This is a genomic window from Paenibacillus sp. FSL R7-0652, from assembly GCF_038595045.1.
Taxonomy (GTDB): domain Bacteria; phylum Bacillota; class Bacilli; order Paenibacillales; family Paenibacillaceae; genus Paenibacillus.
On sequence record NZ_CP152001.1, the window covers coordinates 6,293,699 to 6,306,959 of the forward strand.

Annotated in this window: 11 protein-coding genes; all 11 read right to left on the bottom strand. The window is 48.3% G+C overall.

The features are described from left to right. Nucleotides 1-158: 158 nt before the first annotated feature. Complete coding sequence (locus MKY97_RS27425) at nt 159-1,268, bottom strand: hypothetical protein (RefSeq protein WP_342553296.1); 1,110 nt, start codon at nt 1,266-1,268, stop codon at nt 159-161. 63 nt (nt 1,269-1,331) lie between these two features. Further along, entirely contained in the window at nt 1,332-2,852 is a 1,521-nt protein-coding gene (locus MKY97_RS27430; RefSeq protein WP_342553297.1) for a HAMP domain-containing sensor histidine kinase, read from the bottom strand. Beyond that, nucleotides 2,849-3,562, bottom strand: coding sequence for a response regulator transcription factor (locus MKY97_RS27435; protein ID WP_342553298.1), 714 nt, complete (start codon nt 3,560-3,562; stop codon nt 2,849-2,851). The genes MKY97_RS27430 and MKY97_RS27435 overlap by 4 nt, the downstream gene beginning before the upstream one ends. A gap of 257 nt (nt 3,563-3,819) precedes the next feature. After that, nucleotides 3,820-4,698 carry an AraC family transcriptional regulator gene (locus MKY97_RS27440; RefSeq protein WP_342556471.1) on the bottom strand — a complete coding sequence of 293 codons (879 nt, stop codon included), beginning with the start codon at nt 4,696-4,698 and terminating at the stop codon, nt 3,820-3,822. Nucleotides 4,699-4,863: 165 nt separating this feature from the next. Beyond that, on the bottom strand, nt 4,864-6,273 hold the full coding sequence (locus MKY97_RS27445) for an MATE family efflux transporter (protein ID WP_342553299.1): 1,410 nt from the start codon (nt 6,271-6,273) through the stop codon (nt 4,864-4,866). Nucleotides 6,274-6,449: 176 nt separating this feature from the next. Further along, nucleotides 6,450-6,926, bottom strand: a complete 477-nt coding sequence (locus MKY97_RS27450) for a hypothetical protein (RefSeq protein ID WP_342553300.1) — start codon at nt 6,924-6,926, stop codon at nt 6,450-6,452. Between the two features lie 122 nt (nt 6,927-7,048). After that, nucleotides 7,049-7,912, bottom strand: coding sequence for a carbohydrate ABC transporter permease (locus tag MKY97_RS27455; protein ID WP_342556472.1), 864 nt, complete (start codon nt 7,910-7,912; stop codon nt 7,049-7,051). Between the two features lie 55 nt (nt 7,913-7,967). Continuing rightward, on the bottom strand, nt 7,968-8,849 hold the full coding sequence (locus MKY97_RS27460) for a sugar ABC transporter permease (RefSeq protein WP_342553301.1): 882 nt from the start codon (nt 8,847-8,849) through the stop codon (nt 7,968-7,970). A 62-nt stretch (nt 8,850-8,911) separates the two neighbouring features. Continuing rightward, the gene (locus tag MKY97_RS27465; RefSeq protein ID WP_342553302.1) at nt 8,912-10,249 is read right to left on the bottom strand and encodes an extracellular solute-binding protein; all 1,338 of its coding nucleotides are present in this window, start codon (nt 10,247-10,249) and stop codon (nt 8,912-8,914) included. Between the two features lie 146 nt (nt 10,250-10,395). Continuing rightward, nucleotides 10,396-11,184, bottom strand: coding sequence for a response regulator (locus MKY97_RS27470; RefSeq protein ID WP_342553303.1), 789 nt, complete (start codon nt 11,182-11,184; stop codon nt 10,396-10,398). Continuing rightward, nucleotides 11,174-12,943: a sensor histidine kinase gene (locus MKY97_RS27475; RefSeq protein ID WP_342553304.1), complete on the bottom strand. Its 1,770-nt coding sequence runs from the start codon at nt 12,941-12,943 to the stop codon at nt 11,174-11,176. The genes MKY97_RS27470 and MKY97_RS27475 overlap by 11 nt, the downstream gene beginning before the upstream one ends. Nucleotides 12,944-13,261 lie beyond the last annotated feature (318 nt).

Consider the following 13,261-nt stretch of genomic DNA (forward strand, 5'->3'; position numbering starts at 1 on the left):
AAAAGAAAAGAAACAGCCGCCCGAAACATGGTCTCGAACTGCTGTCTACCATTCGACTATATATTCCTGCATACTAGTTTATCGGAAGCAGATTAACTTAGTCAATATAAATGTATAGAAAGGCATGAAAGATATGGAACAGGCCCCTTATGTGAAGCCTATTCAGATATCGTAATGATCGATGTCACGAAATGATATTTTTCATTCTCCATCACGGATTGTGACAGCAGCATTTTGTCCCCTTCGGGGCTCCAGGCTACCGGATCGGACACATTGTCCATATCCGCAGAAATTTGAAACTGCTCTGCCGATTCGGTGTTGGAAACAAATAACCCTTTTTCGTTATCATTATCAGAATTAATCGTGTACGCAATCTTGGAGTCATCACCCGACCAGCTTGTGCCAAAAATCTGTGTGCCTCTGGCAAGTGTGGCCTTCTCATTTCCTTCCAGATCGGTGAGCACCAGCGCCCGTTTCGTATCTGCTGTTTTTTTCACAATGGCAAGTCTTGTCCCGTCGTTCGAAGGAATAACCCATTCTGCGCTTTTAAGCACTTGTCTTACTTCGCCCGTCTTTGCATCATACGCATTCAGCTGTCCATCTTCTCCGGTAATATAATAGACCACGCTGTTTGCCACCTTGATGCTCTTTACGTTAAAAGTACCTGTCTCAACCAGTACCTTCGTGGTGCCGTCCAGTGCAGCCGAGATCAGATCTCCTTTCATATTCGAGAAAACGACATGTTCATTGTCCAGCCATGCACCCACCTGAATAAATCCATCCTCTTTACCCGCTGCCACGGCTTCTCCGCTCTGCAGGTTTAAAATGAAGGGCCAGCCCGTTGTTTCCTCCGTCTCCCAGTAGAACAGATGCTGTCCATCCGGTGACACATGCGGTGCTCCCAAATTAACTTCACTTTCTTTGAGCGCTGTATCTGTGCCCTTCGCGAGATCATACTTATACAGGTTATGCGGATACCGTTCTTCTCCCTCTACACTAACGGGTTTCATGGAGGTGTTTTCTTTATCTGTGACGACGGAGCCCTTACTTAACCAAGTGATTCCCCGCATATTAGGCAGTTTATCTATTTTCTCCAGCTTAAGGCTCTGGTAGACGGAAGTATTGGTATTATCTTTCACGGTAATATCGGTGGCTGTTTTGCCCCCTGCTTCACTGCCCCCCGGCTCTGCTGTACTTCCACAGGCAGCTGTTGTTAGCAAAGCGACTGCACCCAGCGCTCCAAATGCCGCTTTCGTCCAATTCATCATTTTCATGGTCCCCCTTGATTTCTCTTGTATAAGACCCATTCTAAAGCCGGGATACTTCCAAAGTTATTCAGACTTGTTTCCAACTTGTAAACTTGTATCTATATCTGTATCTACGAGTGGGAATACGAGTTGGAATGTTACGCCTTCTTGATTCTGTTGATCGCCAGGCAGCAGTGTAATGGTTCCGCCCTGCTTTTCCACAAACTGCTTTACGAGGGATAGGCCAAGTCCGGTTCCGCCTGTTTTTCGAGCTCTATCCTTATTGACAGTGTAAAAAGGTTCAAAGATCTTCTCTCTTGCCTCATCCGGGATCGGCGTTCCTGAGTTATGGATACGAATCATGACTCGGGGCTGTCCCTGCATTCGCCGCTCATTCTCTATCCGGATGGTACCTCCCGGAATATTATATTTAATCGCATTATCCAGCAGATTAATGAAAATGTGCATCAAGCTCTCGCGGTCACTGTGAATAATGGCAGGTTCAAGATGCAGTTCCATTTTCAATGCAAACTTCTCCACTTTGCCTCGCATTCGTCCGCAGGCATCCTCCAGCAGCGCGCGAATCTCTACATCCTCGGCCTGATTCTCAAAATCATACTTCTCCAGCGCAGACAGATGCAGCACCTTCTCTACCATTTCATATAATCGCTCGGTTTCTTTACCGATGTTACTGATCGCATCGTCCAGCAGCTGTGGATCATCCTTGTACATGTTCAGCAGCTCCACATAGGCCTTAATGGACGTTAACGGTGTCTTGAACTCATGACTGATATTGCCGATATACTGTTTCTGCTGCTGTTCCAGTGCCTGTAATTTCTCAATCGCCAGCTGAAGCTTCTGCTGCTCGGTATGCATGGCTGCTATATTTTGTTGAATAGATGTGCTCATATAGTATATCCCTTGTCCCAGCTCACCCAGTTCGTCCTTGCGTTTAACCGGAGACTCGGTAATATAGTTCCCTTCCTGAATGGAGGCTGCCGACTTCTTCAACCGGGTAATGGCTGCGGCAAAACGGTTGTAGAACAGATATCCGAGAATGAAGCTCAGTGCAACTACTACGATGCCTGCCCACAGGAACAGCTGCCGAATCCGCGCGTAAAAATCATGATAACTCTGGACCGGATACTGAATCCATACCGCACCGATTTGTCCCTCGGGACCGTCCAGCGGCGCAGCATAAAGCAGTGTCTCCCCCTGCTCATGATAAGCTATTTTATTTTGTAAGGCGTAATTCAACGTCTCCTGAACCAGTTCACTTTCGTTTGGGGGAAAAGAAGCACCCACTTGTTTCCCGCTCATATCATACAGCGCAATCGGCAGGCCTGTTGAATTAGACAGAGCCTGCACCAACCTTCGCCCATTCTGCTGCAGAAACATTCCCGGCTCCTGGCGAACAGCTTCGGTATAATACGCTTGGCGTACATTCAGATTGACCAGCCTTGTCTGCTGGGCCAGAATACTTTCAACCTGTGACTGCTGATTCAGTTCAATACCTCGCAGTACCAGTGAACTCAAGACAACTACGGTGAGAATGAGCAGTGCCGCCAGAAACACACTGAATTTCAGCTTGATGCTGACTCTCATACTGCCCCGCCTGCTTCAGGAGCTGCAGCCTTGTACCCAATTCCGTATACAGTCTGCAGCATTTGCTGGTCGGTGTCCCCGATTTTTTTACGCAAACGCTGCATATGAATATCTACCGTCCGAGTACCCCCTGCGTATTCCATGCCCCACACCCGGTCAAGTAAATCATCTCGTGTGTACACTCGCTCCGGGTTTGACATTAGAATCATCAGCAGGTCGAACTCCTTCGGCGTTAAATCCAGCTTCTCTTCATTTACCGTTACCGTGCGGTGGGCGGCATGAATGCGAACTGCCCCGTTCACAACAGCCTGACCCTTGGTATCGTCCAGTGGGGTTGAAGCGGTCTTTTCTACCCGGCGCATCAGTGCCTTCACGCGGGCCAGCAGTTCACGGATTTCAAACGGTTTCGTCATATAATCATCCGCACCCATCTCAAGACCGACAATCTTATCCACAAGTTCGTTCTTCACAGTAAGTAAAATAATGCCGATATCCTCGCGGTCTTCCAGCCTGCGGCAAACACCGTATCCATCCAGCTTGGGCATCATCACATCCAGGATCATGACCTGCGGGTTGAACGCAGCCACTTTCATCAGTGCTTCTTCACCATCACTCGCTGTCTCCACCTCATATCCTTCACGCCGCAATGCGTACGCAATGGCACTGACAATGCTGGATTCATCATCCACAACAAGCACTTTTCTATTCATCGGATTCATCCTTTTTATCTGAGTCATAATGTTTATGCGTCTATGTTAGCAAGGTATTGTCTAAATACGCCATGAAAAGTTTGATCATTCCCAGCAGGAGAGGTACCAAACGGACGGCATGCTGGCCGCTCTTCTATTTTTATACCCTAAAGGCAGCAAAAAGAGCCATTCCACCAGATGGGATGGCTCTAACTTCGCACAAAATTCAGATAGAATGAGTAAAACTTGTTTATGTTACACCAACAACTTTTAATTTTTCACTCCTCAAACGATAAATTTAAAGGCTCGTCCGCCATCTCATATTCTGTCTCCATATGGGTCACAGGAGTGCTCGGGTCCACTTCCTCAAAGCGGAAACTGTCGACCCAGACCTTACCTTTACCGTTCAGGAGCACCCCGAACGAGATCGTTTCACTCGCTGCCGGGACATCCAGCACAATACTGTATTGATTCCAGGACTGTGTACCCGTGATCGGCCTGTCATGCATATTATCAAACTGCAGTACATCTTGAGCCTGGTTAGCTACACTCATCCATAGTCCGCAAAATGCTTCCACACGATCGGTTTTGACAAAGCCAGACAGTTTCATCCGTTTGCCCAAATATTTATCCGCCTTAAACTGCTGCATCATGGTAGCAAATTCATTAGGTGTCATCGGTGTGACTGCCTTCAAATACCCTGAGGCCTTCCCTTGATGTACCTCTGCAGGATCAATACCCATCTCATAATTTTGCGGGTGACTCCCGGTCAACATCCAGCCTTTGATTGCAGTTTCAGCATTCATTTGTAATTCTCCTCCTCTAGTTTTTCCAGTGAATAGTTTCAGATTAAATAGTTTACGAAAACGTCCGGGCGGCATGCCATACATTTTGCGAAAAGCACGAGTAAACGCTTCCTGACTTTCAAATCCACATGCCAGCGAAATGTCCAGGATGCCTGCTTTCGTCGAACGCAGTGCCGTAGATGCCAGGCTCATCCGCCGATGGCGAATGTAATCAACGACCGTCATACCCACCTCATCCCGGAATACCCGGTGATAATGATAAGGCGATAACAACGCCTTGGCAGCCACGTCTTCCAGTCCAATCTCTTCATGCAGATGGCTCTCAATATAGAACAAACTGTCCTGAATCATCTCCTGATAACGGCTCAATTAAGGATGGCCCCCCTTCCATATCCATACTATACGTGTTCGCGCAGCAGCCGTTTTGATCATTTTTGCGAAATTAAAAAAGAAGAGCCAGACCGGGACAACCATGTCCTCGTCTGACTCTTAACAATCTCACAAGCAATAACTCCCTTAAACTGCCGGAACCGGCTGTCCGCTAACCTCATCTTCCTCGTGCTCCACCAGCTCATGTTTCTCCCACGCACGGCTCTTCCAGCGGAAGTACATAATAACCGCCCGTGTCCATTCGTCTGCGGCAATGGCAAGCCACACACCTGCAAGCCCCATGTTAAGCTGGAATACCAGCAGATATCCAAGAGGCAGACTCATGCACACCATGGAGATCAGCCCCATGTATACCGGGAACTTCGCATCCCCCGCTGCACGCAGGGAACCAATAATGACGATATTGCAGGTTCGCCCGGTTTCAAGTACTAAACTTAGCAGCAGGACTTGAGCACCTAGTCGGATGATCTCCGGATTTTCCGTAAAGATACCCATCAGCGGCACACGGAAAATGATGATAATCACGTCAATGACAATCGTGGCCAGAAGCGCCCATTTCACACTGTCAAATACACGTTTGTATGCATCATCCTTGCGCCTTGCGCCCACAAGCCGGCCCACAATGATGGACGTTCCCATACCGATCGCCATACTGAACAGATAAATATAACTAGAGATATTGCCTGCGTACTGCTTCGTTGCCATAGCTTCTGCCCCCAGATAAGTCACGTACAGCGTGAATACCAGTTGGCAGGAGTGATATACCATGGACTCCATCGCAGATGGAATGCCGATTCGCAGAATTTTACCAATAAAATGTTTGGACAATTTAATGTAGTATTCAAAATCAACACGTACCTCGCTTACACGATACAGCAGCCAGAAGAAGACCAGCAGGCAGATGAAACGGCTGCCCACCGTCGAGATCGCTGCCCCTTCCACACCCAGCTTCGGCAGGCCGAAATGTCCAAAAATCAGCGCATAGTTACCAATCACGTGAATGACGTTCATAAACACGGAGACATACATCGTTTCCTTCGTATAACCGTGTGTCCGGATCGTTGCAGCAAGTGCATTAATGAGGGCCTGCAGGAAAATCCCGCCCCCTACAATACTGATATAGGATCGAGCATAATCGTAAATTTCACCTTGTATGTTTAAAAGTGACAGCAAATGTCCACCAAACACCAGGAAGATCACACTAAGGATCAATCCGACCGCTAGGTTTAGCGTAATGGCATTACCTGTAACCTGCGCTGCTTCTGTCAGCTTTTTCGAACCGATATATTGGGCCACAACAATTGCAGCACCATGTCCAATGACTTCAAGTACAAGAATCGCAATCGAGATAATTTGGTTGGCTGCGCCCACCCCGGAAACGGCATTATCCGATACCGAGCTAAGCATGAGCGTATCCACGCTCCCCATCAACATAAACAAGAAGAGTTCTAGGAAAATAGGCCAAGTCAGCCGGATCAGCTTCAGGTCCTGGGCGTCTGAACGGAGGGACTCTTTGGTCGAGGATATTGCTGTCATTTTCTCACCTTTCCAACGTTTGCTTTAATTCATAGGGTATGTTAGCACAGGTGGTTTGAAAATGCAGTAGTTTTGCGAAAATAATTGAAAATATTTTGAAAATTCCAGTAATAGGTATTTTAACGCTTTCAAAAGTATGGTGCAGCATACATGAGCAAACAAACCGTTACAACAGCTTATTCTTCCGTATGCTTCAAAGCATGAATTGGCGTGCCTTTCGTGACCTCACCAGTTACTGTGTTGATTTCCAGAGGTTCCACCAGAACCTTCCATCCATTTTCAGTTTTGAATACCTTATGGGGTAGTGGAGGTGATTGATCATAATTTTGCCCCGCATACTCTTGTACAATATAGAACTGAAATTCATAGTTGTTCATTTTTTTGCTGCCTACGATCTGGTAATCGGTAGTAGGGTTCGTTATAAAATCTTTGAGGTAACCTTCTTTACGACTTTTCTCATCCAGATAATTGGTGTCTTCTGAATAAAACATCATTCCGGCTGCATCCCGATCCATATAAGCGTCATAATAGCCAGCTGCGGCTTCCAGCGGAGTTTGGGCTGCAGGTCTTTCTGCCGTCGTAGTGGATGCAAATAATATTGCCCCCAATACAGCTCCAGCCATTAATAACGATATTCGTTTGTTCAGCTTCATTATGACAGCTCCTTTGCAATGTGTTATTTCACCTATTTCTCCCTTCACACTAAAAACCCTTCCAACTCACGGACAAGTGAGTAATGGAAGGGCCTCTATATTTGGAAAAGTATATCCTCGAATCATCCTTTGACTGAACCTGCCGCGATCCCTTCAACAATTCGTTCACTCAGCACAAGGAACGCAATCAGAATCGGCAGGATGCTGATCATCAGCGTAGCACCAATGGCACCCCAATCCGTTGTATACTGCCCGATAAAGTTCTGCACTCCAACGGTCAGCGTTTTATACGTATCCGAACTGATGAAGGTATTCACGAAAATAAACTCGTTCCAGTCATAGATCATGTTAATGATCGCCGTCGTGGCAATGACGGAGGCCGTCATCGGCAGCACAATGCGGAAGAAAATGCGGTTCACCGAGCATCCGTCCATCACCGCTGCCTCCTCGACCTCCCTCGGAAGTGCATAATAGAAGCCGAGCAGAATCATAATGGTGATCGGCATATTAAATGCAATGTAAGACAGAATGACCGATAAGGGATGGTCTGTGAGGTGCAGTTTCAGGAACAGGCTGAACAGAGGAATCAGTGTGGAATGCACCGGAATCATCAGTCCCACCATGAACAGCCCTAGCACCAGCGAACGTCCCTTCCAGCGCATACGTGTAATCGCAAAGGTGACGAGACTGGCAAACAGCACCGTAAACACGACAGAAACAACCGTAATCCATACACTGTTGAAGAAATATAAACTGATATTGCCTTCTGTCCATACCTTAACATAGTTCTCCCAGCGCGGCTGTGCCGGAAGCGCAAAAGGAGCCATGTCGAATACTTCCTGGTTATTTTTGAGTGAGAATAACATCAGCCAGATTAAAGGCAGGATTTGAAGCAAAGCCACCAGTGACAGAAGTACATAGAGCAGGACATATCCAAGCCTTCTCGTCCATGCAGGGCTGTGACCTGTCTCCGGGCCTACTGGCAGCCGAACAGCTGTATCCGTCTTCACCGAATGAACCCCCTTTCATTTTACGATTACGTCAGGAATACTGAATTGTATCTTTGGATGCCGTTGCTTTGCGAAGCAGCCAAGTCACGACCAGACAGATCAGAAGCAGGAAGAAACCTACCGCACTGCCGTATCCAAAGTCAAAACTGCGGAACGCCTGACGATACATGTAGGAGGCCATCACTTCACTCGCACCATTCGGGCCGCCATCCGTCATCACATAGATGAGATCAAAATATTTAAGCGAGCCGACCACGGCCAGCACTACAGTGACTTTGATGACTTCTGTAATGAGCGGCAGCTTGATACGAAAAGCAATCTGCCACGGGTTCGCGCCGTCAATCCGCGCAGCCTCAATGAGCGATTCCGGGATATTTTTGAGTGCCGCATAATAGATCAAAATATAAAAACCTGCATACTGCCACAGAATCGGCACGAACAGTGCATACAGCACCAGTGATGGCTCCGCCAGCCAAGCTGGCGGATTGCTAAATCCGATTGCCTCCAGAAAGCTGTTCAGCACTCCGTTACTGGGGTGATAGATTTTTAGCCATAACTGAGCGATGGCAACGGAAGAAAGCAGCATTGGAATGAGATATATTTTGCGGAACAGATTCGCGCCCTTGATCTTGCCCGACAGCACCAGGGCAATCATTAGATAACCGATGAGGCTCAGCGCAGAGAATAAGGCCAGCAAAAAGGTATGATTTGCACTCTGCCAGAATGTGCTGTCCTGGATCAATCTGGTGTAGTTATCCAAACCAATAAACGTCATTGCCCCGATCCCATCCCACTGCATCAAACCATAATATCCGGTGAGCACGATCGGAATGTAAACCAGAACCAGCAGCAGAAGCAGCGCAGGAAGTACATACAGCGCGGCCACCAGACGGTTCGACATGACTTTGTCCAAGATGGGTTCCTCCCTTCAAACGTTTAACCATCCAAGTGGTGTAAGTGTAGGCGAGGTGTACATCAGTTGCCTTTGTCGATCGCAGCCTGATGGTTCTTCACAAAGTCCTCCGGTGTGACTGCTTTGCCAAACAACGCTTGAATCATATCAAGATGCGCCTGAGCAGCAGCCGGTTTCATCTGCACATCTGCAAAGAGAGTCAGACTGCTCGCCTGGTTCAGCTCGTTCAGCAGATCAATGTAAAGCTGCGGCAGCTGCACGGCAGCTGTATCCACTTTGGTCGCTGGAATGACACCTGCTTCAGTCACAGAGCTTTCGCCCCATTTTTCCACAAAGTATTGAATGAATTTCTGTGCTTCGTCCTTCACCTTCGAGTTCTGGGCCGCGAACAAACCTACACCTGGTCCGCCTACCCAGCTGTTAATATCACCTTTGCCGCCGTCAATCGTCGGAAATTTGAAAAATCCAACCTTATCTTTGAATTCCTGCGGAATATCCGGGTTCGTTGTGAAATTCGGCAGTTCCCACGTTCCCATCAGATACATCGCAGCTTTCTCATTCATAAATTCGGATTTGCCCTCATCGTTGGACAAACCGTTAAATCCTTTGTTGAATGCGTTCATATCCACCAGCTTCTGTACTTCCGCCGCAGCCTGCGTCAGCGCTGGATCATCGAATTTACCGGAACCATTAATGGCTTTCTCCAGCGCATCCCCGCCTACCCGGTTCGCCAAGTACATATACCAGAGGGAGCCGGTCCATCGGTCTTTGTTGCCCAGTGCAATCGGCACTTCACCATGATCATTCAGCGTCTTCACCACATTCAGGAATTCATCATAAGTGGCTGGCGGCTGCAAATTATATTTGTCAAAAATCGCTTTGTTGTAATAAATGGGGGAAATGTTCAGCTCGATTGGCAGCGCATATGTCTTGCCGTCTACCGCATAAGCTTCCGTCGTACCGGCAATGAACTTCTCGCCCAAAGAGCCGTTCAACAGCTCATCAAGCGGTGCGAACAAGCTGCCCTTAACATAAGGCTCCAGGAAGCCCGCAGCCCACGTTACGCCGACATCCGGAAGTTCATTGGAAGCAGATAAAATTTTCAGTTTGTTCTTGTACTGTTCATTTTCCAGCACTTCCTGCTTGATCGTCACATTTGGGTTATCCGTCTGATACTGCTGGATAATATCATTGACCAGTTTGTTCTGTTGGGCCGAACTTCCGGCTGGCCAGAGATGCATGAATTTCAGGGTAACCTTACCATCTGTACCGCTGTCCCCACCACCCGCGTTACTACCGGAGTCACTGCCCCCACCGGAGCCTGCATTGTTACATCCCGTGAGAATGACAGCCAGAATCAGCGTCCATGACAGGAGCATAGCCAGTGTCTTTTTTTTCATATTTCCAACCCCCAATAGTGGAATTTCGGTTTTTGTAACCGCTTCAAAAAAATTGTAGCACGGGCACCATCAGGCTATAAGGGTAGAATGATTTGGTAAAACTCCACTATTTTGAGAGGTTTTTAGAAAATACTTTTTATAATGTGTTAGCTCTTTTCATTTACCGTGTGACGATATTTGCTCGGGCTGATGCCCTCCAAACTTTTGAATACTTTGATAAAATATTTGTCCGTCTGGTAACCGACTCTCTCGGCAATCTCCGAAATCGGCAGTACGGTCTGCACCAGCAATTCCTTTGCCCGCTGTACCCGTTTGCGCATAAGATACTCACTGAAATTCAGTCCAACCTGTTCTTTGAACAGCACACTGAAATAACTGGAGTTCAGGTGCAGGGAATCGGCAAGCTCACGCATCGTTATCGGTTCACCCAGATGTGCCTGGATATAAGCCATAGCTTCTCCAATCGGACTGTTATCCTGCGGATCTCTTCGCTCCTGAATATCAACCAGCTTCGGATCAACAATGTCCTGCATCGCTTGAATACGCCGCTGCTGCTCATGAATATGCAGTGCCTTCTGTACCGTTTGCAGCAGCTGCTCCTTCTCGATTGGCTTAAGCAAATAATCCACCACACCCAGCTTAATTGCCTGCTGAGCATAGTTGAAATCCGCGTACCCCGACATAATGAGAACCGCAGGTTTGCTTGGAGAATGCTGAATGGCTTCCACCAGAGATAAGCCGGAGAACTCCGGCATGCGTACATCGGTAATGAGCAGATCTGCTGTCTGGCTGGCAAGCCACTCCCTAGCCTCCACACCGCTCGCTGCCGTCTGAATCCGGTTCTTCCCGACAGACCATGCTTCAAGTGTTTTGCGTATGCCTTCTCTTGTGCGCGGCTCATCGTCCACAATCAGAATCGTTTTTTCATGAATCATGTACAGCCTCCATTCCCGTTCCCCTCGGAATTTCCAAACAAATGACGGTTCCTCCTTCTGCTTTGCTCTCAACCTCCAGTTTGACAGCTTGGCCAAGCTGACTGCCAAAGTACAGCTGAAGGCGGCGCTGCACGTTGATCAGCCCTACACCTGTTCCTTTGCCGGGAGCAGCCGGACCACCATCCAATGCATGCAGAACAGCCTGTAGACGCTCTTGATCCATACCAGGTCCATCATCCTGCACCTGCACATGCAGCAGACCTGCTGTCATCGACGACTGCACACTAATCTCTATCTTCCCCGGTTTCAAGGTGCTTTCGATGCCATGCAGCACTGCATTTTCCACCAGAGGCTGGATCAGCAGCTTAGGAATCCTTACTCCGCGCAGTTCCTCGCTCAGTCTGATCTCCCACTGCATTCGGTCACCCAGACGCATCTGCATAATGTTCAAATAGCGCTCTACATGCTCCAGTTCATCCGCCATCGTAACCCATTCATCCTGATCCGGGCTGGAAATGATATAGCGAAATAACCGCGACATGGCGATCACCATTCGGGCCATCTCCTCCTCTCCTTTATTCTCCAGCGACCAGTAGAAGGCTTCTAATGTATTGAACAGGAAATGAGGGTTAATCTGGGATTGCAGCGCCTTTAGTTCAGCCCGGGACTGCATAACCTCTTTCTCATGCACTACCTGTGCCAATTCATTCTGCCTGTAGACCATCTGGTTATACACCTCGTTCAGTTCATTGATCTCCATAGTAGAGCTGACCATGAGATTGGGCCTCATCGCTCCTGGCTGCGCTCCTCGCATCGCCCGCATCAGCCGAATCAGGGGACGAGTGATCATTGTCGATAGAAAAAACGACATCACAAGAAACAGAACGACACCGATGATTCCCGAAACAAGCAGAGCTGTTCTCAGGATCGATACTCCCTCAGTCGTTTCCCGCAGCGGTGTCAGCACAGCCAGTGTCCATCCGGTTAACTCCGAACGCTGCTTCACCACGATATAGGACTCCTTCCCGTTCTGAACGATAGATTCACTGTTCATTACGGCCTGCGGGTCCAGATGGACATCCAGATTGGAGGTCACCACTTCACCCCCGCCATCCAGAAGCATGATTGAATCCTGTGAACCGTCTGTCCCGTCCGAATCATTCAGTTGAAAAAAACTTCGCTGCATACGCACAACCACGTATCCTCCATGCTCGAAGGAACGATCCAGCAGGCTGATCCGCCGAATTGCCAGAAGAATGCTCGGATCATCTGGATCAGAGCCTGCCCATACCAGTCGGCCCTTTCCCTCATCGGCTCTGACAATCCAGCTTCGCTCCAGCCTGTGATTCAAGGACCGATCATCCATTGGGAAGATACGGCTGTATTCTGTAGTATAGATCTCCATGCTCTGAGCGCCATTAATAAAGGACTGGTAACTGCCCGCGATCTGCAGCAGCGCCTGACGCTGATTAAAGGTTGCCTTCTCTCCGTGTTTCTCCCCGTTCAACAGACGCTGCACATAAGCATCATCCGCCACCTGAGCCGTCAACGAATTCACCTGAGCAATCAATGCGTCCAGTCTGCCGCTGGCCTGCACAGCTGTTTGATGGATATGCTTCTCGGCATTGCTTTTCAGCAGAGAGGCTACACGGTCATAGGCTGTAATGCCTGCGAGCAGCAGCACAACGAGCATAACCATCACAAAACCGACAAAAATCTGATTGCGGAGCGAGTTAAAATGTCTATTTTTACGCTGCAATGTCCCAAACTCCTCCTCTGTCTGCATGTAAAAGAACCCACCATCTCACGCCCGCAGCTGGATTTAACGGGATACACTCGATGCCGGATTCGCCTATGTTATTCTGCCGTGTTGCCATTAAAGCGCTTGCAAAAGGAGGTTTCCTTCTCGCCTCTTTTCCTCTATTCAACCTCACTTTGTTTACCGATTAAACTATCGAATTCAAAATATCACAGTTTTGGCCGTTAAGCAATGGATAAATCACCTTATTCTCTCCAATATACGGGTGCAGTCCCTGCACGCAGCAGCCTGACATTTGCTGCATCTGCATCAAGGAAC